The following is a 23,003-nucleotide window of genomic DNA, read 5'->3' on the forward strand; positions in this document are numbered from 1 at the left end:
CCGCGAAGGCGGCCGCACCGTCGGCGCCGGCGTCGTTTCCAAGATCATCGAGTAACCCGCAACGGGTTGCGTCAAGGCGCGGAGTCGGATAGACTTCGCGCTCTTTTTTCGCGGTAGGCGAAAACACTAGGGCAGTAGCTCAACTGGCAGAGCAACGGTCTCCAAAACCGTAGGTTGGGGGTTCGAGTCCCTCCTGCCCTGCCACTTCCGTGCAGGGGGTGCCCGCCGGGTCCGGTTCGCCGGCCGGCGGGTGCTGTCTTTGAAGCGTGAGTTCCTAACATGTCGGAAAAGTCCGTACAGCCCACGTCGTCTGGCCTGGATTCAGCCAAGATCGCGATCGCGATCCTGCTGATCATCGCCGGCATCGTGGGTTATTACCTGCTTGATGACCAGCCGTTGTTCCTGCGCATCCTGGCTGTTGTGGCAGGCGCGGGGCTCGCGATCGCCGTGGCGTACACCACGGCTGTCGGGCGGTCGATCTGGCAGTTCACCTTCGACTCGCGTCTCGAGGTCAAGAAGATGGTCTGGCCGACGCGTCAGGAAGCGACGCAGACGACCCTCGTGGTCATCCTGCTCGTCATCCTGATCGGCCTGTTCCTCTGGGGCGTCGACTCGCTGCTGGGTTGGATCGTTCGCAGCATTACCGGTTAGGAGGCTTTACATGGCGATGCGCTGGTACGTCGTCCAGGCGTTCTCACAGTACGAAAACAGCGTCAAGAAGGCGCTTGCCGAGCGCATCGAGCGCGCCGGTCTGGAGCATCTGTTCGGCGAGATCCTGGTTCCCTCCGAGGAAGTGGTCGAGATGCGCGACGGCGTCAAGCGTCGTTCCGAGCGCAAGTTCTTCCCGGGTTACGTGCTGGTCCAGGTCGACATGACGGACGAGGCGTGGCACCTGATCAAGTCGGTGCCGCGGGTGCTGGGCTTCATCGGTAATTCCGGTGGTAAGCCGACGCCGATCACCGAGCGCGAGGCCGAGCAGATCCTCAACCGGGTCAAGGACTCGACCGAAAAGCCGAAGCCGAAGACGCTGTTCGACGTAGGCGAGATGGTGCGTGTCTGCGACGGCCCGTTCAACGACTTCACCGGCACGGTCGAGGAAGTCAATTACGAAAAGAGCCGCCTGCGCGTTGCGGTCAGCATTTTCGGACGTTCCACTCCGGTGGAACTGAATTTCGACCAGGTCGAGAAGACCTGATTAGTCGACAAACGGGGAGCCTGGCCCTGCGCCGGGCGCTACTACCCACTTGAGAGGTCATCATGGCTAAGAAAGTCTCCGCTTACATCAAGCTTCAGGTGCCTGCCGGTCAGGCCAACCCGTCGCCCCCCATCGGTCCTGCGCTGGGTCAGCACGGCGTCAACATCATGGGCTTCTGCAAGGAGTTCAACGCCGCGTCGGGCAACATCGAGCCGGGTCTTCCCGTTCCGGTGGTGATCACTGTCTATCAGGACAAGTCGTTCACCTTCATCATGAAGACCCCGCCGGCGGCGATCCTTCTCAAGAAGGCCGTTGGCATCAAGAGCGGTTCCGCCGAGCCGAACAAGACCAAGGTCGGCACGGTTACCCGTGATCAGCTCGAAGAAATTGCCAAGACCAAAGAGCCGGACCTGACGGCCAAGGATCTCGACGCCCGTGTGCGCACCATTGCCGGTAGCGCCCGCAGCATGGGCCTGAACGTGGAGGGTGTGTGAGATGGCCAAGTTGAGCAAGCGTCAGAAGCAGATCGCCGAGAAGATCGATCGTAACCGCCAGTACGGTGCCGAAGAAGCCTTCGCCCTGCTGAAGGAAGTCTCCACGGTCAAGTTCAACGAGTCCGTTGATGTCTCCGTCAACCTGGGCGTTGATCCGCGCCGTTCGGACCAGATGGTTCGTGGGTCCACCGTCCTGCCGCGTGGCACCGGCCAAGACGTGCGTGTCGCCGTATTCGCCCAGGGCGCGAACGCCGAGGCCGCTACGGAAGCCGGTGCCGACATCGTCGGCATGGACGACCTGGCCGCCGAGATCAAGCAGGGCCGTATGGACTTCGACGTCGTCATCGCCTCTCCGGACGCGATGCGAGTGGTTGGTCAGCTGGGCCAGATCCTGGGTCCGCGTGGCCTGATGCCGAACCCGAAGGTAGGCACGGTTTCCACCGACGTGGCCACCGCGGTCAAGAATGCCAAGGCCGGTCAGGTGCGCTACCGCACCGACAAGAACGGCATCATCCACTGCACCATCGGCAAGGTGGATTTCGAGCCGGCGGCGCTGATCGAGAACCTCAATGCCTTGGTCGGTGACCTGAACAAGGCCAAGCCGTCCGCGGCCAAGGGCGTATACATGAAGCGTGTATCCGTCTCCACCACGATGGGCCCGGGCCTGGTGGTGGATCAGGGTTCGCTCGCGGAATAACCGCAGCGCAACCCACTGAATAACCGGCCTCGACCGTCGTGTCGAGGCCGGTCACGTTCTTTGGACTGCCGGTATTGATACCGGTGGCGTCAAAGACCGCAGGCGCGGGCGAGCGTGCTCTCCCGCTTAATCAAGAAAGCCTGCGCAGACGGTCAGAGTCCCGATGATTTCATGTCTGGGTGGCCGTTGAGAAGGGCGATTCGTGCACCGCATGAATCGGTTTCAAACGAAAAGGGCTTGTCCCTTTGCAACCGTAGGTAAGAGACGTGGCATTAACCTTCGATCGCAAGAAGTTGGTTGTCGCAGAAGTCGCCGAGGTTGCATCCAAGGCCTACTCGGCGGTTGGCGTCGAGTATCGAGGCTTGACGGTCTCGCAGGTCACCGAGCTTCGCGTCAAGGCGCGTGAGCAGGGTGTTTACCTGCGTGTCGTCAAGAACACCCTGGCCAAGCGCGCCCTGGAAGGCACCGAGTACGAATGCATGAGCGATGCCCTGCGTGGCCCGCTCATCCTCGCGTTCTCGATGGACGACCTGGGCTCCGCGGCGCGTCTGATGAAGGACGCGACCAAGGAGATGTCGCAGCTTGAAGTCCAGTTCGTGTCCTTGGGTGGCGAACTCCTCCCGGCTTCCGCTCTTGAACGCGTTGCCAGCCTGCCGACCCGTGAGGAAGCGCTTGCGCAACTCATGGCGACCATGCAGGCGCCGGTCACCAAGCTGGCCCGTACCTTCAACGAGGTTCCGGGCAAGCTGGTGCGTACCGTGGCAGCGATTCGCGACCAGAAAGAAGCGGCTTAACCTTTTTCATCACTTTTCAGGTACTCAATCATGGCAGTTACAAAAGACGATATCCTCGAAGCGATCTCCAACATGTCCGTCATGGAGGTCGTTGAACTGATCTCCGACATGGAAGAGAAGTTCGGCGTAAGCGCGGCAGCCGCCGTTGCCGCCGCTCCGGCAGCCGGTGGTGGCGAAGGCGCCGCTGCTGCAGAAGAGCAGACCGAATTCGACGTGGTCATGACCTCGTTCGGCTCCAACAAGGTTTCCGTCATCAAGGCGACCCGCGAGCTGACCGGTCTGGGCCTCAAGGAAGCCAAGGAACTGGTCGAAGGTGCTCCGAGCACCATCAAGGAAGGCGTCGAGAAGGCAGAGGCCGACACCATGAAGGCCAAGCTCGAAGAGGCAGGCGCTTCCGTCGAGCTCAAGTAAACGAGTGCAAGGGTCGCTTAACCACAGCACCCAGGTACAGGCTGGTGGCCTTCGGGTTGCCGGCCTTTACGCGCTTGTTGGGCGTCCTTTCGCGATCGGATTATCGGTCTGATCGCGAAAGGTTGCCCGGGGCGGCTGGCTGCCGCCCCACACAGGGGGATTGGATCCCCGCGCGCCACGGCGTGCATCGCCAGTTCGCTGGCGATCACACTCAGATTGTCCCGACGAGGAAAGTAGATGAGCTATTCATTCACTGAGAAGAAGCGAATCCGCAAGGACTTCGGCAAGCGTGCCGAGGTCCTGCCGGTCCCCTATCTGTTGACCACGCAGGTGAAGTCCTATGAGGGCTTCCTGCAGCAGGGTGTGGCGCAGAAGGAGCGCCGCAACATCGGGCTCCACGCGGCGCTGGGTTCGGTGTTTCCGATCGCAAGCCACTCGGGCAATGCTGAAATCGATTACGTCGATTATCACTTCGGCGAGCCGGCCTTCGACGTGCGCGAATGCCAGATTCGCGGGCTGACCTACTCGGCACCGCTGCGGGTCAAGCTGCGCCTGGTGATCTATGACAAGGAAGCCCCGGCGGGTTCCAAGGTGGTCAAGGACATCCGAGAGCAGGATGTCTACATGGGCGAGATCCCGCTGCAGACCGAGAGCGGTACCTTCGTCGTCAACGGGACCGAGCGCGTCATCGTCTCCCAGCTGCACCGTTCGCCGGGCGTGTTCTTCGACCACGACAAGGGCAAGACCACCACCTCCAAGCGGATGCTCTTCTCCGCGCGGGTCATCCCGTACCGCGGCTCCTGGCTCGACTTCGAGTTCGACCAGAAGGACCTCGTCTACGTCCGCATCGACCGTCGCCGCAAGATCCCGGCGTCGATCCTGCTGCGCGCGCTGGGCTACAACAACGAGGAGATGCTCGACATCTTCTTCGAACACGACGAATTCCGCGTCGACGGCGAGGAACTGGCCCTCACGCTGGTCCCCGAGCGTCTCAAGGGCACCGATGCGGCCTTCGATATCGAGGTCAACGGCGAGACCGTCGTCAAGGCGGGCAAGCGCATCACCGCCAAGCACGTGCGTGATCTCAACAACGCCAAGATCGACAGCCTGCCGGTACCGGCCGAGTTCGTCGTCGGTCGTACGCTGGCGAAGGACGTGGTCGACACCGACAGCGGTGAAGTGATCGCGAACGCCAACGACGAGATCACCGAGGAGATGCTGGCGACCTTCCAGAAGGCCGGCATCGAGTCGTTCAAGACGCTGTACTACAACGAGGTCGATCGCGGCCCGTACATGTCGCTGACCCTGCGCAACGATCCGTCGACCACCCCGCTCGAAGCGATGGTCGAGATCTACAAGATGATGCGTCCGGGCGAGCCGCCGACCAAGGATGCCGCCGAAGGCCTGTTCCATGGTCTGTTCTTCTCCGAAGAGCGTTACGACCTCTCCGAGGTTGGCCGGATGAAGTTCAACCGTCGACTCGAGCGCGAGGGCGATTCCGGTCCGGGCATCCTCTACGACGCCAAGTACTTCGGTCGTCTGGCCGAAGGCGGCAACGAGGATGCCAAGAAGCGGTTCGAGGAAAGCGGCGACCTGTCCGACATCCTCGACGTGCTGATGGAGCTGATCGCCATCCGCAACGGTAACGGCAAGACCGACGATATCGACCACCTCGGCAACCGTCGCATCCGTTCGGTGGGCGAGATGGCCGAGAACGTCTTCCGCATCGGCCTGGTGCGTGTCGAGCGCGCCGTCAAGGAGCGCCTGACCCAGGCCGAGAGCGAAGGCCTGACTCCGCAGGACCTGATCAACGCCAAGCCGGTCGCGGCCGCGGTGAAGGAATTCTTCGGCTCCTCGCAGCTGTCGCAGTTCATGGACCAGAACAACCCGCTCTCGGAGGTCACGCACAAGCGTCGTATCTCCGCGCTCGGGCCGGGCGGTCTCACCCGTGAGCGCGCCGGCTTCGAGGTGCGTGACGTACACACCACGCACTACGGTCGCGTCTGCCCGATCGAGACGCCGGAAGGCCCGAACATCGGCCTGATCAACTCGCTGGCCGTGTTCGCCCAGACCAACACCTACGGCTTCCTCGAGACGCCGTACCGCAAGGTGGTCGACGGCAAGGTGACCGCCGACGTCGACTGGCTGTCGGCCTACGAGGAAGAGAAGTTCACCATCGCCCAGGCAAACGCTCCGCTGGCCGAGGACGGCACGCTGACCGGTGAGCTGATCTCGGCACGCAAGTCGGGCGAGTTCATGCTCTCCGATCCGTCCGAGATCCAGTACATGGACGTCTCGCCGAAGCAGATCGTTTCGGTGGCGGCTTCGATCATCCCGTTCCTGGAGCACGATGACGCCAACCGCGCCCTGATGGGCTCGAACATGCAGCGTCAGGCCGTGCCGACCCTCAAGGCGGACAAGCCGCTGGTCGGCACCGGGATGGAGCGCGTGGTCGCGACCGACTCCGGTGCCTGTGTGGTTGCCAAGCGCGGCGGTCTGGTCGACCGCGTCGACGCCTCGCGCGTCGTGGTGCGGGTCAAGGCCGAGGAGGCCACCCAGGGCGAGGTCGGTGTGGATATCTACAACCTCACCAAGTACACCCGTTCGAACCAGAACACCTGCATCAACCAGCGTCCGCTGGTGAAGGTGGGTGACCGGATCGAGAAGGGCGACGTGCTCGCCGACGGCCCGTCCGTCGACATGGGCGAGCTGGCACTGGGCCAGAACATCTTCTGTGCCTTCATGCCCTGGAACGGTTACAACTTCGAGGATTCGATCCTCATGTCCGAGCGGGTCGTGCGTGAAGACCGCTTCACCACCATCCACATCGAGGAACTCAACTGCGTCGCCCGCGACACCAAGCTGGGCGCGGAAGAGATCACCTCGGACATCCCCAACGTCGCCGAGAACCTGCTGAACAAGCTGGACGAGGCGGGCGTGGTGCACATCGGTGCCGAAGTCAGCCCGAACGACATCCTCGTGGGCAAGGTGACGCCGAAGGGCGAAACACAGCTCACCCCGGAGGAAAAGCTCCTCAGAGCCATCTTCGGTGAGAAGGCCTCGGACGTGAAGGACACCTCGCTTCGCGTTCCGCAGGGGATCGAGGGCACCGTCATCGACGTACGTGTCTTCACCCGTGACGGCATCGAGAAGGACAGCCGGGCCCGTGCCATCGAAGAGGCCGATCTCGACGCGGTGCGCAAGGATCTCAAGGATCGCATGCGCATTATCGAGGGCGACATCCAGGCCCGCGTTCGCGAGCTGCTGCTGGGCAAGGTCGCCGTTGGTGGCCCGACCGGCGTGAAGGCCGGTGGCAAGATCACCGCGGCCCAGCTCAACAAGGTCGATCCGGCCAAGTGGTTCGAGATCCGCGTCGAGGACGAGGCCGCCGCCGGTGCGCTGGAGGAATACAAGGCCCAGCTCGAGCGCGAGAAGGCCGACGCCGAGGCGCGCTTCGAGGACAAGAAGCGCAAGATCCAGCAGGGCGACGACCTGCAGCCGGGCGTGCTCAAGATGGTCAAGGTGTATGTGGCGGTCAAGCGTCGCATCCAGCCGGGCGACAAGCTCGCCGGCCGTCACGGCAACAAGGGTGTCATCTCGATGATCGTGCCCGAGGAAGACATGCCGTACATGGAAGACGGCACGCCGATGGACATCTGCCTCAACCCGCTGGGTGTCCCGTCGCGGATGAACATCGGTCAGATCCTCGAGACGCACCTGGGCCTGGCGGCTCGCGGTCTGGGTCACCAGATCGAGAAGCGCCTCAAGCTCGAACGTGAGAAGGCGATCAAGGAGTTGCGCGCGTTCCTCGACAAGGTCTACAACCACCGGGACGAGCCGACCGTCGACCTCGACAGCCTGACCGACGACGAGCTAATCGAGATGGCCGGCAACCTCAAGAAGGGCGTGCCGATGGCGACTCCGGTCTTCGACGGCGCGGTCGAGGACGAGGTCAAGCACATGCTCAAGCTCGCCGAGATGCCGGAGAACGGCCAGGTGCAGCTGTACGACGGTCGCAGTGGCGAGCCGTTCGAGCGTCAGACCACCGTCGGTTACATGTACATCCTGAAGCTCAACCACCTGGTCGACGACAAGATGCACGCGCGTTCGACCGGCCCGTACAGCCTGGTCACCCAGCAGCCGCTGGGCGGCAAGGCGCAGTTCGGCGGCCAGCGCTTCGGCGAGATGGAGGTCTGGGCACTGGAGGCATACGGCGCGGCGTACACGCTGCAGGAAATGCTGACGGTCAAGTCCGACGACGTCGACGGCCGGAACAAGATGTACAAGAACATCGTCGATGGCGATCACCGTATGGACGCGGGCATGCCGGAGTCCTTCAACGTGCTGTTGAAGGAGATCCGTTCGCTCGGGATCAACATCGAGTTGGAACAAGACGACGAGTGATTTCCGGGGCATGGGCCAACCGGGCGGGTGCCCGGGTCCATGGTGCCGTGTGACAGAACACGTTAGGCAGGTAGTCAATGAAAGAATTGCTTAATCTGATGAACCACGAGGTCGGCGAAGAGGACTTCGACCACATCCGTATCTCGCTGGCCTCCCCGGAGATGATCCGTTCCTGGTCGTTCGGCGAAGTGAAAAAGCCGGAGACCATCAACTACCGCACCTTCAAGCCGGAGCGCGATGGCCTTTTCTGCGCCAAGATCTTCGGCCCGGTGCGGGACTACGAGTGCCTCTGCGGTAAGTACAAGCGCCTCAAGCACCGCGGTGTGGTGTGCGAGAAGTGTGGCGTCGAGGTCACGCTCTCCAAGGTCCGCCGCGAGCGCATGGGCCACATCGAGCTGGCCTGCCCGGTAGCGCACATCTGGTTCCTGAAGTCGCTGCCGAGCCGTATCGGCCTGCTGCTCGACATGACGCTGCGCGACATCGAGCGGGTGCTGTACTTCGAGGCCTTCATCGTCACCGATCCGGGCATGACCACCCTGAACAAGGGCGATCTGCTCACCGACGAGATGTACATCGAGGCGCTCGAGCAGTTCGGCGACGAGTTCGAGGCCGGCATGGGTGCCGAGTCGATCCAGAAGCTCCTCAAGGAGATCGTGCTGGACGACGAGATCCTCAAGCTGCGCGACGAACTGGCCGAGACCGGTTCCGAGACCAAGATCAAGCGCATCACCAAGCGCCTGAAGCTGCTCGAGTCGTTCCGCTCTTCCGGTAACCGTCCGGAGTGGCTGGTCCTGACCCAGCTGCCGGTCCTGCCGCCGGACCTGCGTCCGCTGGTACCGCTGGACGGCGGCCGGTTCGCGACCAGTGACCTCAACGATCTCTATCGCCGGGTCATCAACCGCAACAACCGCCTCAAGCGTCTGCTCGAGATCAACGCGCCGGACATCATCCTGCGCAACGAGAAGCGCATGCTGCAGGAGTCGGTCGACTCGCTGCTGGACAACGGTCGTCGCGGTCGCGCGGTCACCGGCACCAACAAGCGCCCGCTGAAGTCGCTCGCCGACATGATCAAGGGCAAGCAGGGGCGCTTCCGCCAGAACCTGTTGGGCAAGCGCGTCGACTACTCGGGCCGTTCGGTCATCGTGGTCGGCCCGACCCTGCGTCTGCACCAGTGCGGTCTGCCCAAGAAGATGGCGCTCGAGCTGTTCAAGCCGTTCATCTTCGGCAAGCTCCACCGTCGTGGTCTCGCCACCACCATCAAGGCCGCCAAGAAGCTGGTCGAGCGGGAAGGTGCCGAGGTCTGGGACGTGCTCGAGGAAGTGATCCGCGAGCACCCGGTGCTGCTCAACCGCGCGCCGACCCTGCACCGTCTGGGCATCCAGGCGTTCGAGCCGACCCTGATCGAGGGCAAGGCGATCCAACTGCACCCGCTGGTCTGCTCGGCCTACAACGCCGACTTCGACGGTGACCAGATGGCCGTGCACGTGCCGCTGTCGCTCGAGGCGCAGTCCGAAGCGCGCGCACTGATGATGTCGACCAACAACGTCCTGTCGCCGGCCTCCGGCGAGCCGGTCATCGTGCCGTCGCAGGACATCGTGCTCGGCATCTACTACATGACGCGTTCCAAGGTGAATGCCCGTGGCGAGGACATGATCTTCGCGGACCTCGACGAGGTGCAGCGCGCCTACGACAACGGTCAGGTCGAGCTGGGCGCGCTGGTGCGCGTTCGGATCACCGACTGGACCCGCGAGGAAGACGGCACGGTCGAGTCCAAGACGGCGATCGTCGAGACGACCGTCGGCCGGGCCCTGCTGTACCGTATCGTGCCGGAGGGCATTCCCTTCGCGCAGATCAACAAGGACATGGGCAAGAAGCCGATCTCGGCCCTGCTCAACTACGTCTACCGTCACCTGGGCCTGAAGGACACCGTGGTCTTCGCCGACCAGCTGATGTACACGGGCTTCCGGTACGCGACCCGTTCGGGCATCTCCATCTGTTCCGACGACATGATCGTCCCGGAATCCAAGGATGCCGAACTGGCGTCTGCCGAGGCCGAGGTCAAGGAGATCCAGGACCAGTACGGTCAGGGTCTCGTGACCGAGAAGGAGCGTTACAACAAGGTCGTCGACATCTGGTCGCGCGCCAACGACTCCATCTCCCGCTCGATGATGGAGCAGCTGGGTGCGCATACCGTCAAGGACAAGGAAGGCAACGACGTCACGCAGAACTCGTTCAACGCCATCTTCATGATGGCCGACTCCGGCGCCCGGGGTTCGGCGGCGCAGATCCGGCAGCTGGCCGGCATGCGTGGCCTGATGACCAAGCCGGACGGGTCGATCATCGAGACGCCGATCACCGCGAACTTCCGCGAGGGTCTGAACGTACTGCAGTACTTCATCTCGACCCACGGCGCCCGTAAGGGTCTGGCGGATACCGCCCTGAAGACCGCGAACTCCGGTTACCTGACCCGTCGCCTGGTCGACGTGGCGCAGGATCTGGTGGTCACCTCCGACGACTGCGGCACTACCACCGACGGTCTGAAGATGACCGCCGTGATCGAGGGTGGCGACGTGGTCGAAGGTCTGGGCAACCGGATCCTGGGTCGCGTGACCGCCAAGGACCTGGTCGTGCCGGGTTCCGAGGAAGTCCTGCTGCCTGCCGGCACGCTGATCGACGAGGCGATGGTCGCGCGGATCGAGCAGTCGGGCATCGACGAGGTCTGGGTCCGTTCGGCGATCACCTGTGAGGCACGCCACGGCGTCTGTGCCAAGTGTTACGGGCGTGACCTGGCGCGCGGCGAGCCGGTCAACCTCGGCGAGGCGGTCGGTGTCATGGCGGCCCAGTCCATCGGTGAGCCGGGTACCCAGCTCACCATGCGGACGTTCCACATCGGTGGGGCGGCCTCCCGTTCGGCCGCGGCCAGTTCCGTGGAAAACAAGGCCACCGGTACGGTTCGCCTGCACAACCTGCGTACGGTCAAGAACCGCGATGCCGACCTGGTGGCGGTTACCCGCTCCGGTGAGCTGGGCGTGCTGGACGAGCAGGGCCGTGAGCGCGAGCGCTACAAGGTCCCCTACGGCTCGGTCATCCGCGTCAAGGACGGCGAGAAGGTCGACGCCGGCACCACGCTGGCCAACTGGGATCCGCACACGCACCCGGTTGTCAGTGAGGTAGAAGGCTTCGCCCGTTTCTCGGACTTCGTCGATGGTCAGTCGGTAAAGACCGAGACCGACGAAATCACGGGCCTGTCCTCGCAGATCATCATCGACCCGGCGCAGCGTTCCGGCACCGCCAAGGACCTGCGTCCGGCGATCGCCCTGACCGATGGTGACGGCAACCCCGTTAACCTGCCGGGTACGGAGATCCCCGCGATCTACGTCCTGCCGGCCGGCGCAATCATCGGTATCAACGATGGTGCCGAGGTGCAGGTGGGTGACGTCGTGGCGCGCATTCCGCAGGAGTCGCAGAAGACCCGCGACATCACCGGTGGTCTGCCGCGTGTTGCGGATCTCTTCGAGGCCCGCAAGCCCAAGGAGCCGGCGATCCTGGCCGAGCACACCGGTACGGTCAGCTTCGGCAAGGAGACCAAGGGCAAGCAACGTCTGGTGATCACCGACGAGAACGGCGAGCAGCACGAAGAGCTGATCCCGAAGTATCGCGTGATCAATGTCTTCGAGGGCGAGCACGTCGAGCGTGGCGAGATTATCGCCGATGGCGAACTCGCACCGCACGACATCCTGCGTCTGCGTGGTATCGCGGATCTCGCGAACTACATCGTCAAGGAAATCCAGGACGTCTATCGCCTGCAGGGCGTCGGCATCGACGACAAGCACATCGAGGTGATCGTTCGCCAGATGCTGCGCAAGGTCGAGATCGTCGAGTCGGGTGACTCCGGTTACCTGCGTGGTGACCAGGTCGACAAGGCGCGGCTGGTCGAGGAGAACGCAGCACTCGAGAAGGACGGCAAGTTCCCGGCGAAGTCCGAGCCGATGCTGCTCGGCATCACCAAGGCTTCCCTGGTGACCGAGTCGTTCATCTCCGCGGCGTCGTTCCAGGAGACCACTCGGGTGCTCACGGATGCCGCCACCCGCGGCGGTCGCGACGAGCTGCGTGGCCTCAAGGAGAACGTCATCGTCGGTCGCCTCATCCCTGCGGGCACCGGTCTGGCGCACCACGAGGAGCGTCGCCGTCGGCGTCACGCCGCGCTCGATCAGGCCAACGACCTGTTCGGTGCGCCGGCTGAAGCCGCCGAGGTCGAGGTGACTGCCGAGGAGAATGGCAACGAGGAGTGAGCTTGCGTTGACAGCAACGCGGCAACTGCATAGAATCACTGCCCTTTACGGCGGGCAACTGTGCCCGTCGTGCTAGTTTTTGGTCGGAGAATACGGATACATGGCTACTATCAATCAGCTAGTGCGCAAGCCGCGCAAGCGCATGGTCGAAAAGACCAGCGTGCCCGCGCTGGAGCGCTGCCCCCAGCGTCGCGGCGTTTGCACGCGCGTTTACACCACCACCCCGAAGAAGCCGAACTCGGCCCTGCGTAAGGTTGCCCGTGTGCGCCTGACCTCAGGATACGAGGTCACCGGTTACATCGGTGGTGAAGGTCACAACCTGCAGGAGCACTCGGTCGTGCTGATCCGCGGCGGTCGTGTAAAGGATCTCCCGGGTGTGCGCTATCACGTCGTCCGCGGCAGCCTCGATACCCAGGGTGTCGAGAAGCGCCGTCAGGGTCGTTCCAAGTACGGCGCCAAGCGTCCGAAGAGCTAATCAACGGTAGGATTTGAGATGCCCCGTAGAAGAGAAGTCCCCAAGCGCGAGATTCTGCCGGATCCGAAATTCGGCAACGTCACCGTCGCGAAATTTATCAACATGATCATGCTCAGCGGCAAGAAGGCCGTTGCCGAGCGTCTGCTGTATGACGCGATGGACATGATCGAGTCCAAGGGCAAGGGTCACCCGGTCGAGGTCGTCGAGAAGGCGTTGGAAAACGTCGCCCCGTCGGTCGAGGTCAAGTCCCGCCGTGTTGGTGGTGCGACCTACCAGGTGCCGGTCGAGGTTCGCCCGGTGCGTCGCTCGTCACTGGCCATGCGCTGGTTGATCGAGGCCGCCCGCAAGCGTGGCGAGAAGACCATGGCCCAGAAGATGGCCGGTGAGCTGTCGGACGCTGCCGAAGGTCGTGGTTCCGCTGTGAAGAAGCGTGAAGACACGCACCGCATGGCCGAGGCCAACAAGGCCTTCGCGCACTTCCGCTGGTAACCCGACGCTTTATTTAAGAGGTACTTTTCGTGTCCCGTACGACTCCGCTCGAGCGCTATCGCAACTTCGGCATCATGGCCCACATCGATGCCGGCAAAACCACGACCTCCGAGCGCATCCTGTTCTACACGGGTGTGTCCCACAAGATCGGTGAGGTCCATGAAGGCGCCGCCACGATGGACTGGATGGAGCAGGAACAGGAGCGTGGTATCACCATCACCTCCGCTGCGACCACCGCGTTCTGGCAGGGTATGGACCAGCAGTTCCAGAAGCACCGTCTGAACATCATCGATACCCCCGGGCACGTCGACTTCACCATCGAGGTGGAGCGTTCCCTGCGTGTACTCGACGGTGCGGTCTTCGTTCTCTGCGCGGTCGGCGGCGTCCAGCCGCAGTCGGAGACGGTCTGGCGGCAAGCGAACAAGTACCGTGTCCCGCGCCTGGCGTTCGTCAACAAGATGGACCGCCAGGGCGCCGACTTCTTCCGTGTCATGGACCAGTTGAAGAAGCGCCTCGGTGCGGTTCCGGTGCCGGTCGTCATCCCGATTGGTGCCGAAGACGAGTTCCAGGGCGTGGTCGACCTGATCCGCATGAAGGCGATCTACTGGAACACCGACGACATGGGCATGACCTATGACGAGCGGGACATTCCGGCAGAGCTGCAGGACGACGCCGAGACCTATCGCGAGCAGATGGTCGAGGCCGCTGCCGAGGCCTCCGAAGAGTTGATGGAGAAGTACCTCGAGAACGGCGAGCTGAGCGACGACGAGATCAAGCAAGGTCTGCGTCAGCGCACGCTTGAGAACGACATCATCCCGGCGCTCTGTGGTACCGCGTTCAAGAACAAGGGCGTGCAGCGCCTGCTTGATGCCGTCATCGAGTTCCTGCCGGCCCCGACCGAAGTGCCGGACATCAAGGGCGAGCTGCCGGACGGCACCGAGGCCTACCGCAAGACCGGTGACAACGAGCCGTTCTCGGCGCTGGCGTTCAAGATCATGACCGATCCGTTCGTCGGTTCGCTGGCGTTCTTCCGGGTCTACTCCGGTAGCGTCAACGCCGGTGACGCCGTCCTGAACTCCACTCGTGGCAACCGCGAGCGCATCGGCCGTATTCTCCAGATGCACTCCAACTCCCGCGAGGAAATCAAGTCGGTCTACTCCGGTGATATCGCCGCGGCCGTCGGTCTGAAGAACGTCACCACCGGCGAGACGCTCTGTGATCCGAACAGCCCGATCATCCTGGAGCGCATGGAGTTCCCGGAGCCGGTTATCGCGGTAGCCGTCGAGCCCAAGACCAAGTCCGACCAGGAAAAGATGTCGCAGGCCCTCGGGCGTTTGGCGCAGGAGGATCCGTCCTTCCGTGTCCGCACCGACGAGGAGTCCGGTCAGACCATCATCTCCGGCATGGGCGAGCTGCACCTGGACATCCTGGTCGACCGCATGCGCCGTGAGTTCAAGGTCGAGGCGAATATCGGCAAGCCGCAGGTCGCCTACCGCGAGACGATTCGCGGCACGGTCGAGCAGGAAGGCAAGTTTGTGCGTCAGTCCGGCGGTCGTGGTCAGTACGGTCACGTCAAGCTGCGCATCGAGCCGATGGAAGAAGGCGGTGGCTTCGCGTTCGAGAACAAGATCGTCGGCGGCGTGGTACCGAAGGAATACATCCCGGCGGTTGAGCGCGGCGCGGAAGAGCAGCTGCAGAACGGCGTCATCGCCGGTTACCCGATGGTCGACGTCAAGGTCACGCTGTACGATGGCTCGTACCACGAGGTCGACTCGAACGAGATGGCGTTCAAGGTGGCTGGCTCCATGGCCACGAAGGAAGGCTGCGCCAAGGCCAACCCGGTATTGCTCGAGCCGATGATGAAGGTCGAGATCGAGACCCCGGAAGAGTACATGGGCGACGTCATCGGCGACGTCAACCGGCGCCGCGGCATGGTGCAGGGCATGGAAGACGTGCACGGCGGCAGCAAGCAGATCAAGGCCGAAGTGCCGCTGTCCGAAATGTTCGGTTACGCCACCGACCTGCGCTCCGCGACCCAGGGCCGTGCGACCTACTCCATGGAGTTCGGTCGTTATGCCGAGGCCCCGAAGAGCGTGGTCGAGGAAGTGATCAAGGGTAATTCCTGATAACGCCGCGATCTCCTGAATTTGTTTCCAGTTGAGGATGTAAGACATGTCCAAAGAAAAATTTGAACGTTCCAAGCCGCACGTAAACGTCGGCACGATCGGTCACGTAGACCACGGCAAGACCACGCTGACCGCGGCGATCACGCACGTGATGTCCACCACCTACGGTGGCCAGGGCATGGCGTTCGACCAGATCGACAAGGCGCCGGAAGAGAAGGCGCGTGGCATCACGATCTCGACCTCTCACGTCGAGTACGAGTCCGACAAGCGTCACTACGCCCACGTCGACTGCCCGGGTCACGCCGACTACGTCAAGAACATGATCACCGGTGCCGCCCAGATGGACGGCGCAATCCTGGTGGTTTCCGCCGCTGACGGCCCGATGCCGCAGACCCGTGAGCACATCCTGCTCTCGCGTCAGGTTGGCGTTCCGTTCATCGTCGTGTTCCTGAACAAGGCCGACATGGTCGACGATCCGGAGCTGCTGGAACTGGTCGAGATGGAAGTCCGTGACCTCCTCTCCCAGTACGACTTCCCGGGCGACGACACCCCGATCATCACCGGTTCGGCCCTCAAGGCGCTGGAAGGTGACACCTCCGAAATTGGTGCCCCGGCCATCGTCAAGCTGGTCGAGGCCATGGACGACTACATCCCCGAGCCGGATCGCGCCGTCGACGGTGCCTTCCTGATGCCGGTCGAGGACGTGTTCTCCATCTCCGGTCGTGGCACCGTGGTGACCGGTCGCGTCGAGCGCGGCATCGTCAAGGTCGGCGAAGAGATCGAGATCGTTGGTCTGAAGGACACCCTCAAGACCACCGTTACCGGTGTCGAGATGTTCCGCAAGCTGCTCGACCAGGGTCAGGCTGGTGACAACATCGGCGTCCTGCTGCGCGGCACCAAGCGCGACGAAGTCGAGCGTGGTCAGGTTCTCTGCAAGCCGGGCACCATCAAGCCGCACACCCAGTTCGAGGCCGAGGTCTACGTTCTGTCGAAGGAAGAGGGTGGTCGTCACACCCCGTTCTTCAACGGCTACCGCCCGCAGTTCTACTTCCGTACCACCGACGTGACCGGCGCTTGCGAGCTGCCGGAAGGCACCGAGATGGTCATGCCGGGTGACAACGTGGCGATGACCGTCACGCTGATCGCGCCGATCGCGATGGAAGAAGGTCTGCGCTTTGCTGTCCGCGAAGGCGGCCGCACCGTCGGCGCCGGCGTCGTTTCCAAGATCATCGAGTAATTAAGTATGTCAGGACAAACGATTCGCATCCGGCTGAAGAGCTTCGATCACCGTCTGATCGACCGTTCGACCGCGGAGATCGTCGAGACCGCGCGCCGTAGTGGCGCGCGGATCAAGGGCCCGATCCCGCTGCCGACCCGCAAGGAGCGGTACACCGTGCTGACTTCGCCGCACGTCAACAAGGACGCGCGCGACCAGTACGAGATCCGCACCCATAAGCGCGTACTCGACATCGTCGACCCGACCGACAAGACGGTCGACCTGTTGATGCAGCTTGACCTGGCCGCCGGCGTGGATGTCCAGATTCGTCTGAACTGATCCGCCCGCAAGCCAACTGAAACGCGCCGGCCAAAAGCCTTTTGGCCCGGCGCGTTTTCTGTTATAGTGCCGCGCTCTTGTTCAGCCCGATGCGTGCTCAAACCGCGTCGGGCTGGTTTTTTCCGGCGATCCGGTCAATCGAAATCGGCGTCGAAGTGCATAAGAGGAAATAACAATGGCTTTAGGTGTTGTCGGTCGTAAGGTCGGCATGACCCGAGTGTTTGACGAGTCCGGCGCTTCCACGCCGGTGACCGTCATCGAGGTCGAGCCGAACCGCGTGACTCAGAAGAAAGTTGATGATGTCGACGGGTACACCGCCCTGCAGGTAACCGTAGGCGAGCGTCGCCCGAATCGGGTGACCAAGCCGATGGCCGGTCACTTCGCCAAGGCGTCGGTCGCTGCCGGTCGTACCGTGCGCGAGTTCCGCGTTGATGCCGACGTGCTCGGTAACTACGAGGCGGGTAACGAGATCACGGTCGAGATCTTCAACGACGTGCCGTCCGTTGATGTCACTGGCACCAGTAAGGGTAAGGGCTTCGCCGGCACGGTGAAGCGTCACAACTTCCGTACCCAGGACGCCACTCACGGTAACTCCCTGTCCCACCGTGTGCCGGGTTCCATCGGCCAGAACCAGACCCCGGGTCGCGTGTTCAAGGGCAAGAAGATGGCCGGCCACATGGGTGACGAGCGCGTCTCCGCGATGAACCTCAAGGTGGTTCGCGTTGACGTCGAGAACGGTCTGCTGCTGGTGAAGGGTGCCGTTCCGGGCGCCACCGGTGGCGACGTGCTCGTTCGTCCGTCGGTCAAGATCAAAGCGTGAGGTCGTCAGGTATGGATATCCAAGTCAAGAACGGTTCCGCGCTGAATGTCTCCGAGCAGGTCTTCGGCCGGGAATACAACGAAGCGCTGGTCCACCAGGCCGTGGTCGCATACCTGGCCGGTGGTCGCGCCGGAACGAAGCGTCAGCTGAGCCGCGCCGAAGTCTCCGGTGGCAACACCAAGCCGTGGCGTCAAAAGGGCACGGGCCGCGCCCGTGCCGGCACCACCCGTGGGCCGATCTGGCGCACCGGTGGTGTCACCTTTGCCGCCCGTCCGCGTGATTTCTCGCAGAAGATGAATCGCAAGGCGTACCGCGCCGCGATGCGTTCGATCTTCTCCGAGCTGCTGCGCCAGGACCGCCTGGTCGTGGTCGAGTCGCTCACCGTCGATGCGCCCAAGACCAAGCAGGTCATCAAGGCCCTCAACGACCTCGGCGTCGAGAAAGGCAAGCGCCTGATCGTCACCGAGGCAATGGACGAGGCATTGCTGCTGGGGTCGCGCAACGTGATCGAGCTGGGTTACCGCACGGCCGGCACGCTGGACCCGGTCAGCCTGGTGGACGCCGACAAGGTCGTCATCACCCAGGGCGCGCTGAAGATGGTTGAGGAGTGGCTGTCATGAATTCGGAAAAGCTTTACGACGTGCTGCGCGCCCCGGTGGTCACCGAGAAGACCGCCCGCGCCGGCGAGTTCAACCAGTACGTGTTCCAGGTGGCGACCTCCGCCTCCAAGTCGCAGATCAAGGCGGCGGTCGAGCAGGTGTTCGAGGTCAACGTCGAGGCCGTTCAGGTGGTCAACCAGCGTGGCAAGACCCGCCGGTTCCGTGGCATGCCGGGTCGGCGTGCCGACACCAAGAAGGCCTACGTCACGCTCGCCGAAGGTCAGACCATCGATTTCGGCGCGGCCGGCTAAACAGTAGGGGATTCAACTCATGGCTTTGAAAGTTGCAAAACCGACTTCTCCGGGTCGCCGTGGCGTCGTCGAGGTAGACCGCTCCAAGCTCTATAAGGGCAAGGGCTACGCGCCGCTGCTCGAGAAGAAGCACGGCTCGGGCGGGCGTAACAACGCCGGTCGGATCACCACCCGTCACATCGGTGGTGGTCACAAGCAGCACTACCGCAAGATCGACTTCAAGCGCATCAAGGACGGCATTCCCGCCCAGGTTGAGCGCATCGAGCACGATCCGAACCGCTCGGCGCACATCGCGCTGCTGAAGTACGCCGACGGTGAGCGTCGCTACATCATCGCGCCGCGTGGCGTCGAGGTGGGTCAGGCGATCGTTTCCGGCGTGGATGCCCCGATTCGTCCGGGCAACGCCCTGCCGCTGTACTCGATCCCGGTTGGTACCACCATCCACGCGGTCGAGCTCAAGCCGGGCAAGGGCGCCCAACTGGCACGCAGTGCCGGCGGCGCCGTCCAGCTGGTTGCTCGGGACGGTTCCTACGCCACCATCCGCCTGCGTTCCGGCGAGATGCGCAAGGTGCTCTCCGAGTGCCGTGCCACGGTGGGCGAGGTGTCCAACCAGGAGCACAGCCTTCGCCAGCTCGGCAAGGCCGGCGCCAAGCGCTGGCGCGGCGTCCGTCCGACTGTCCGTGGTGTCGTGATGAACCCGGTCGATCACCCCCACGGCGGTGGTGAAGGTCGGACCTCCGGCGGTCGTCATCCGGTTACGCCCTGGGGCGTGCCGACCAAGGGTTACAAGACACGTACGAACAAGCGTACTGACAAGTACATCATTCGTCGTCGTAACAAGAAATAGAGCAATAAGAGGGCTTTAAGGTGCCACGTTCACTCAAGAAAGGTCCCTTCGTGGACCACCACCTGATGAAAAAAGTGGAAGAGGCCGCGGCCGCTAACAGCCGCCGGCCCATAAAGACCTGGTCGCGCCGCTCGATGATCCTTCCCGACATGATCGGGTTGACCATCGCGGTGCACAACGGTCGTCAGCACATCCCGGTGCTGGTCAACGAGAACATGGTTGGCCAGAAACTCGGCGAGTACGCACCGACGCGTACTTACCGAGGCCATGCCGCCGACAAGAAAGCCAAGCGTTAAGGAGGCTCCGTGATGCAAGCAGTAGCACTACACCGGTTTGCCCGGATCTCCCCGCAAAAGGCTCGTCTGGTGGCCGACCAGGTGCGTGGCGTCAACGTCGCCAACGCGCTGGAGTCCCTCCAGTTCTCGACCAAGAAGGGTGCCGCGATCATTCGCAAGGTGGTCGAGTCGGCCATCGCGAATGCCGAGAACAACGAAGGTGCGGACGTCGATCGTCTTTGCATCTCCGAGATCATGGTTGACGAAGGCCCGACCCTGAAGCGGTTCCGTGCGGCGGCGAAAGGCCGCGGTGTGCGGATCCTCAAGCGGACCAGCCACATCAAAGTCGTCGTCAGCGAGCGCTAAGGAGCAGTCATGGGTCACAAAGTACATCCGGTAGGCTTCCGGCTTGGGATCTCCTCCGACTGGAGCTCTCGCTGGTATGCCGACAACAAGAATTTTTCCGACTACCTCGAGCAGGACGTCCGTACTCGCAAGTACATTCGTCAGCGTCTGAAGGACGCCTCCGTCTCGCGTGTACAGATCGAGCGCCCGGCCCGTTCGGCCGCCGTCACGATCCACACCGCGCGTCCGGGCATCGTTATCGGCCGCAAGGGCGAGGACATCGAGCGTCTGCGTACCGAGATCGCCCCGATGCTGGGTCTCGAGCGCAGTGCGGTGAAGGTCTCCGTCGAGGAGATCCGCAAGCCCGAGCTGGACGCGCAGCTGGTTGCCGAGTCCATCGCTCAGCAGCTCGAGCGCCGCGTCATGTTCCGTCGCGCGATGAAGCGGGCGGTACAGACCACCATGCGTCTTGGCGCGGGCGGCGTGAAGGTAAACGTGGCGGGTCGCCTGGGCGGCGCCGAGATCGCGCGTACCGAGTGGTACCGCGAAGGCCGCGTACCGCTGCACACGCTCCGTGCGGACATCGACTACGGCATGGCAGAGGCCCAGACCACCTACGGCATCATCGGTGTCAAGGTCTGGATTTTCAAAGGCGAGGTGTTCGGTGTGCCGGGCAGCGACGACGGCAAGTCGGCCGCCTGATCAACGAATTGAAGTGGAGCTTTGAAAAATGCTGCTGCCAAAACGTACAAAATTCCGCAAGCAGTTCAAGGGCAAGAATCGCGGCGTTGCCAATAACGGCAACAAGGTGAGCTTCGGCGAATTCGGCCTGAAGACCCTTGAGCGCGGAAATATTACTTCCCGTCAGATCGAGGCTGGCCGTCGTGCCATCTCTCGTCACGTGAAGCGGGGCGGTAAGATCTGGATTCGGATCTTCCCGGACACCCCGATTACCCAGAAGCCCCTGGAAGTCCGTATGGGTAAGGGCAAGGGCAGCGTCGAGCACTGGGTTGCCAAGGTGCAGCCGGGCAAGATGCTGTACGAAATCGAGGGGGTCAGCGAGGACGTGGCGCGCGAAGCTTTCGAACGCGCTTCCGCCAAGCTGCCCGTGAAGACCACGTTCGTAACACGGTTGGTGATGTGATGAAGGCAACAGAATTGCGTGAGAAATCCGTCGACGAGCTGCGCGAAGAGCTGTTGGCCGTCAAGCGCGAGCAATTCAACCTGCGCATGCAGCATGCCACGGGCCAGGAGGCGAAGACCCACCTGGCGCTGGAAGCGCGTCGCAATGTTGCTCGTATCAAGACCGTGATTGCGGAAAAGGAGCGTGCCTGAGATGACGACGGTATCCGAAGAAAAGAATGTCCGCACCCGTGAAGGGGTGGTTGTCAGCGACAAGGGCGACAAGTCCATTACGGTCGCGGTCGAGCGTCGCGTGCAGCATCCGCTGTACGGCAAGTACATGACGCGCACCAGCAAGTTGCGGGTGCATGACGAAGAGAACACCTGTCGCCAGGGCGACCGCGTCGAAGTTCGCGAGACGCGTCCGATCTCCAAGAACAAGACCTGGACCCTGGTCCGCGTTGTCGAACGCTCGGCTGAGTAAGGAGTTTCGTCATGATTCAGATGCAAACCGTGCTGAATTCGGCAGATAACAGCGGCGCGCGCAAGGTCCAGTGCATCAAGGTGCTGGGCGGCTCGCATCGTCGTTACGCCGAGATCGGCGACGTAATCAAGGTGTCCGTGAAGGACGCGATCCCGCGTGGCCGCGTCAAGAAGGGCGAGGTCTACAACGCGGTGGTTGTTCGCACGGCCAAGGGCGTGCGTCGTCCGGACGGGTCGCTGATCCGTTTTGACGGCAACGCGGCGGTTCTTCTGAACGCCCAGCTGCAGCCGATCGGTACCCGGATCTTTGGCCCGGTCACCCGCGAGCTGCGTGGCGAGAAGTTCATGAAGATCGTCTCGCTCGCGCCAGAAGTGATTTAAGAGGGGGTCGAGATGCGCAAGATTCGCCAAGGTGACGACGTGGTCGTCGTCACCGGTAAAGACAATGGTCGTCGTGGCACCGTGCTGCGGGTCGTTGAAGATGGGGCCCGAGTGGTCGTCGAAGGGGTCAACATGGTGAAGAAGCACCAGAAGCCCAATCCGATGATCGGACGGACCGGCGGCATCATCGAAATGGAGAAGCCCATTGATATCTCCAACGTGATGCTGTTTAATCCGGCCTCCGAAAAAGGCGACCGGGTCGGCTTCAAGACGCTTGAAGACGGTCGAAAGGTTCGTTATTTCAAATCCAACGGCGAAGTCGTTGACGCTTAACAGGAAACAGAGAAATGGCTCGACTTCAGGAATACTACTCCAAGACGTTGCGTGGCGAGCTCGCCAAGAAGCTCGAACTCGACAACGTAATGGCCGTTCCGAAGCTGACCAAGATTACGTTGAACATGGGCCTGGGTGATTCCGCTCGTGACAAGAAGGTAATCGATAGCGCAGTGGAAGAACTCGGCCTGATCACCGGTCAACAGCCGGTGGTGACGTATGCGCGCAAGTCGATCGCGGGCTTCAAGCTCCGCGAAGGCATGCCGTTGGGTGTCAAGGTCACCCTCAGGGGACGTACCATGTACGAATTCCTCGATCGGTTGATCCATGTGGCGAGTCCCCGTATCCGTGACTTCCGTGGCCTGAGCCCGAAGTCGTTCGATGGTCGTGGCAACTACAGCCTCGGGGTTCGCGAACAGATCATCTTCCCGGAAATCGACTTCGACAAGGTCGATCAGGTCCGGGGTATGGATATCACGATCACAACGACCGCGAAGGACAACGACCAGGCCCGGGCATTGCTCGACGGCTTCGGTTTCCCCTTCCGTCGTTAAC

At 62.6% G+C, this 23,003-nt stretch carries 26 protein-coding genes and 1 tRNA gene; all 27 read left to right on the plus strand.

Annotation, left to right across the window (positions count from 1 at the left end; translation table 11 throughout):
- Positions 1-128 precede the first annotated feature (128 nt).
- The 27 genes from D5687_RS08025 to rplE all read left to right on the plus strand — a co-directional run bounded on the left by D5687_RS08025 (position 129) and on the right by rplE (position 23,002).
- Positions 129-204: transfer RNA gene (locus D5687_RS08025), tRNA-Trp, on the plus strand.
- A gap of 75 nt (positions 205-279) precedes the next feature.
- Positions 280-651: a preprotein translocase subunit SecE gene (secE, locus tag D5687_RS08030; protein ID WP_125199260.1), complete on the plus strand. Its 372-nt coding sequence runs from the start codon at positions 280-282 to the stop codon at positions 649-651.
- 10 nt (positions 652-661) lie between these two features.
- Positions 662-1,195 (plus strand): transcription termination/antitermination protein NusG, encoded by a 534-nt coding sequence (gene nusG / locus D5687_RS08035; protein WP_125199261.1) that lies wholly within the window; start codon positions 662-664, stop codon positions 1,193-1,195.
- Between the two features lie 62 nt (positions 1,196-1,257).
- Positions 1,258-1,689 (plus strand): 50S ribosomal protein L11, encoded by a 432-nt coding sequence (rplK, locus tag D5687_RS08040; RefSeq protein ID WP_125199262.1) that lies wholly within the window; start codon positions 1,258-1,260, stop codon positions 1,687-1,689.
- 1 nt (position 1,690) lies between these two features.
- A complete protein-coding gene (gene rplA / locus D5687_RS08045) occupies positions 1,691-2,386 on the plus strand; it encodes a 50S ribosomal protein L1 (RefSeq protein ID WP_125199263.1) in 696 nt (231 codons plus the stop codon).
- Between the two features lie 266 nt (positions 2,387-2,652).
- Positions 2,653-3,180, plus strand: coding sequence for a 50S ribosomal protein L10 (gene rplJ / locus D5687_RS08050; RefSeq protein ID WP_125199264.1), 528 nt, complete (start codon positions 2,653-2,655; stop codon positions 3,178-3,180).
- 30 nt (positions 3,181-3,210) lie between these two features.
- The gene (gene rplL / locus D5687_RS08055) at positions 3,211-3,591 is read left to right on the plus strand and encodes a 50S ribosomal protein L7/L12 (RefSeq protein ID WP_125199265.1); all 381 of its coding nucleotides are present in this window, start codon (positions 3,211-3,213) and stop codon (positions 3,589-3,591) included.
- Positions 3,592-3,828: 237 nt separating this feature from the next.
- A complete protein-coding gene (rpoB, locus tag D5687_RS08060) occupies positions 3,829-7,995 on the plus strand; it encodes a DNA-directed RNA polymerase subunit beta (RefSeq protein ID WP_125199266.1) in 4,167 nt (1,388 codons plus the stop codon).
- Between the two features lie 77 nt (positions 7,996-8,072).
- A complete protein-coding gene (gene rpoC / locus D5687_RS08065; protein ID WP_125199267.1) occupies positions 8,073-12,287 on the plus strand; it encodes a DNA-directed RNA polymerase subunit beta' in 4,215 nt (1,404 codons plus the stop codon).
- A 100-nt stretch (positions 12,288-12,387) separates the two neighbouring features.
- The gene (gene rpsL, locus D5687_RS08070) at positions 12,388-12,762 is read left to right on the plus strand and encodes a 30S ribosomal protein S12 (RefSeq protein ID WP_125199268.1); all 375 of its coding nucleotides are present in this window, start codon (positions 12,388-12,390) and stop codon (positions 12,760-12,762) included.
- 18 nt (positions 12,763-12,780) lie between these two features.
- Entirely contained in the window at positions 12,781-13,251 is a 471-nt protein-coding gene (gene rpsG, locus D5687_RS08075; protein ID WP_058574778.1) for a 30S ribosomal protein S7, read from the plus strand.
- Positions 13,252-13,280: 29 nt separating this feature from the next.
- Entirely contained in the window at positions 13,281-15,377 is a 2,097-nt protein-coding gene (gene fusA / locus D5687_RS08080; protein WP_125199269.1) for an elongation factor G, read from the plus strand.
- A 46-nt stretch (positions 15,378-15,423) separates the two neighbouring features.
- Positions 15,424-16,614: an elongation factor Tu gene (tuf, locus tag D5687_RS08085; RefSeq protein ID WP_125199270.1), complete on the plus strand. Its 1,191-nt coding sequence runs from the start codon at positions 15,424-15,426 to the stop codon at positions 16,612-16,614.
- Positions 16,615-16,620: 6 nt separating this feature from the next.
- On the plus strand, positions 16,621-16,932 hold the full coding sequence (gene rpsJ / locus D5687_RS08090) for a 30S ribosomal protein S10 (RefSeq protein ID WP_125199271.1): 312 nt from the start codon (positions 16,621-16,623) through the stop codon (positions 16,930-16,932).
- 175 nt (positions 16,933-17,107) lie between these two features.
- Positions 17,108-17,752 (plus strand): 50S ribosomal protein L3, encoded by a 645-nt coding sequence (gene rplC, locus D5687_RS08095; protein ID WP_125199272.1) that lies wholly within the window; start codon positions 17,108-17,110, stop codon positions 17,750-17,752.
- Positions 17,753-17,763: 11 nt separating this feature from the next.
- On the plus strand, positions 17,764-18,372 hold the full coding sequence (gene rplD, locus D5687_RS08100; RefSeq protein WP_125199273.1) for a 50S ribosomal protein L4: 609 nt from the start codon (positions 17,764-17,766) through the stop codon (positions 18,370-18,372).
- Positions 18,369-18,662, plus strand: a complete 294-nt coding sequence (locus D5687_RS08105) for a 50S ribosomal protein L23 (protein ID WP_125199274.1) — start codon at positions 18,369-18,371, stop codon at positions 18,660-18,662. Before rplD ends, D5687_RS08105 begins: the two co-directional genes overlap by 4 nt.
- Before the next feature lie 19 nt (positions 18,663-18,681).
- The gene (gene rplB, locus D5687_RS08110) at positions 18,682-19,509 is read left to right on the plus strand and encodes a 50S ribosomal protein L2 (protein WP_125199275.1); all 828 of its coding nucleotides are present in this window, start codon (positions 18,682-18,684) and stop codon (positions 19,507-19,509) included.
- A gap of 20 nt (positions 19,510-19,529) precedes the next feature.
- A complete protein-coding gene (gene rpsS / locus D5687_RS08115) occupies positions 19,530-19,805 on the plus strand; it encodes a 30S ribosomal protein S19 (RefSeq protein ID WP_125199276.1) in 276 nt (91 codons plus the stop codon).
- Between the two features lie 12 nt (positions 19,806-19,817).
- The gene (gene rplV / locus D5687_RS08120; RefSeq protein ID WP_125199277.1) at positions 19,818-20,150 is read left to right on the plus strand and encodes a 50S ribosomal protein L22; all 333 of its coding nucleotides are present in this window, start codon (positions 19,818-19,820) and stop codon (positions 20,148-20,150) included.
- Between the two features lie 9 nt (positions 20,151-20,159).
- Entirely contained in the window at positions 20,160-20,831 is a 672-nt protein-coding gene (gene rpsC / locus D5687_RS08125) for a 30S ribosomal protein S3 (RefSeq protein WP_125199278.1), read from the plus strand.
- A 28-nt stretch (positions 20,832-20,859) separates the two neighbouring features.
- A complete protein-coding gene (rplP, locus tag D5687_RS08130; protein ID WP_125199279.1) occupies positions 20,860-21,273 on the plus strand; it encodes a 50S ribosomal protein L16 in 414 nt (137 codons plus the stop codon).
- A complete protein-coding gene (gene rpmC, locus D5687_RS08135) occupies positions 21,273-21,464 on the plus strand; it encodes a 50S ribosomal protein L29 (RefSeq protein WP_125199280.1) in 192 nt (63 codons plus the stop codon). Before rplP ends, rpmC begins: the two co-directional genes overlap by 1 nt.
- A gap of 1 nt (position 21,465) precedes the next feature.
- Positions 21,466-21,735, plus strand: coding sequence for a 30S ribosomal protein S17 (gene rpsQ / locus D5687_RS08140; protein ID WP_125199281.1), 270 nt, complete (start codon positions 21,466-21,468; stop codon positions 21,733-21,735).
- A gap of 11 nt (positions 21,736-21,746) precedes the next feature.
- Entirely contained in the window at positions 21,747-22,115 is a 369-nt protein-coding gene (gene rplN / locus D5687_RS08145; protein ID WP_058574709.1) for a 50S ribosomal protein L14, read from the plus strand.
- A gap of 12 nt (positions 22,116-22,127) precedes the next feature.
- The gene (gene rplX, locus D5687_RS08150) at positions 22,128-22,448 is read left to right on the plus strand and encodes a 50S ribosomal protein L24 (protein ID WP_125199282.1); all 321 of its coding nucleotides are present in this window, start codon (positions 22,128-22,130) and stop codon (positions 22,446-22,448) included.
- A 14-nt stretch (positions 22,449-22,462) separates the two neighbouring features.
- Complete coding sequence (rplE, locus tag D5687_RS08155) at positions 22,463-23,002, plus strand: 50S ribosomal protein L5 (protein ID WP_125199283.1); 540 nt, start codon at positions 22,463-22,465, stop codon at positions 23,000-23,002.
- Position 23,003: the final 1 nt, after the last annotated feature.

This window comes from Guyparkeria sp. SCN-R1 (assembly GCF_003932495.1).
Lineage (GTDB): Bacteria > Pseudomonadota > Gammaproteobacteria > Halothiobacillales > Halothiobacillaceae > Guyparkeria.

What these genes read in the sequence shown, in the direction of transcription:
- secE (WP_125199260.1), top strand. Translation starts at nt 280, where the DNA reads ATGTCGGAAAAGTCCGTACAGCCCACGTCGTCTGGCCTGGATTCAGCC.
- nusG (WP_125199261.1), top strand. Translation starts at nt 662, where the DNA reads ATGGCGATGCGCTGGTACGTCGTCCAGGCGTTCTCACAGTACGAAAAC.
- rplK (WP_125199262.1), top strand. Translation starts at nt 1,258, where the DNA reads ATGGCTAAGAAAGTCTCCGCTTACATCAAGCTTCAGGTGCCTGCCGGT.
- rplA (WP_125199263.1), top strand. Translation starts at nt 1,691, where the DNA reads ATGGCCAAGTTGAGCAAGCGTCAGAAGCAGATCGCCGAGAAGATCGAT.
- rplL (WP_125199265.1), top strand. Translation starts at nt 3,211, where the DNA reads ATGGCAGTTACAAAAGACGATATCCTCGAAGCGATCTCCAACATGTCC.
- rpoB (WP_125199266.1), top strand. Translation starts at nt 3,829, where the DNA reads ATGAGCTATTCATTCACTGAGAAGAAGCGAATCCGCAAGGACTTCGGC.
- rpoC (WP_125199267.1), top strand. Translation starts at nt 8,073, where the DNA reads ATGAAAGAATTGCTTAATCTGATGAACCACGAGGTCGGCGAAGAGGAC.
- rpsL (WP_125199268.1), top strand. Translation starts at nt 12,388, where the DNA reads ATGGCTACTATCAATCAGCTAGTGCGCAAGCCGCGCAAGCGCATGGTC.
- rpsG (WP_058574778.1), top strand. Translation starts at nt 12,781, where the DNA reads ATGCCCCGTAGAAGAGAAGTCCCCAAGCGCGAGATTCTGCCGGATCCG.
- tuf (WP_125199270.1), top strand. Translation starts at nt 15,424, where the DNA reads ATGTCCAAAGAAAAATTTGAACGTTCCAAGCCGCACGTAAACGTCGGC.
- rpsJ (WP_125199271.1), top strand. Translation starts at nt 16,621, where the DNA reads ATGTCAGGACAAACGATTCGCATCCGGCTGAAGAGCTTCGATCACCGT.
- rplC (WP_125199272.1), top strand. Translation starts at nt 17,108, where the DNA reads ATGGCTTTAGGTGTTGTCGGTCGTAAGGTCGGCATGACCCGAGTGTTT.
- rplD (WP_125199273.1), top strand. Translation starts at nt 17,764, where the DNA reads ATGGATATCCAAGTCAAGAACGGTTCCGCGCTGAATGTCTCCGAGCAG.
- D5687_RS08105 (WP_125199274.1), top strand. Translation starts at nt 18,369, where the DNA reads ATGAATTCGGAAAAGCTTTACGACGTGCTGCGCGCCCCGGTGGTCACC.
- rplB (WP_125199275.1), top strand. Translation starts at nt 18,682, where the DNA reads ATGGCTTTGAAAGTTGCAAAACCGACTTCTCCGGGTCGCCGTGGCGTC.
- rplV (WP_125199277.1), top strand. Translation starts at nt 19,818, where the DNA reads ATGCAAGCAGTAGCACTACACCGGTTTGCCCGGATCTCCCCGCAAAAG.
- rpsC (WP_125199278.1), top strand. Translation starts at nt 20,160, where the DNA reads ATGGGTCACAAAGTACATCCGGTAGGCTTCCGGCTTGGGATCTCCTCC.
- rplP (WP_125199279.1), top strand. Translation starts at nt 20,860, where the DNA reads ATGCTGCTGCCAAAACGTACAAAATTCCGCAAGCAGTTCAAGGGCAAG.
- rpmC (WP_125199280.1), top strand. Translation starts at nt 21,273, where the DNA reads ATGAAGGCAACAGAATTGCGTGAGAAATCCGTCGACGAGCTGCGCGAA.
- rpsQ (WP_125199281.1), top strand. Translation starts at nt 21,466, where the DNA reads ATGACGACGGTATCCGAAGAAAAGAATGTCCGCACCCGTGAAGGGGTG.
- rplN (WP_058574709.1), top strand. Translation starts at nt 21,747, where the DNA reads ATGATTCAGATGCAAACCGTGCTGAATTCGGCAGATAACAGCGGCGCG.
- rplX (WP_125199282.1), top strand. Translation starts at nt 22,128, where the DNA reads ATGCGCAAGATTCGCCAAGGTGACGACGTGGTCGTCGTCACCGGTAAA.
- rplE (WP_125199283.1), top strand. Translation starts at nt 22,463, where the DNA reads ATGGCTCGACTTCAGGAATACTACTCCAAGACGTTGCGTGGCGAGCTC.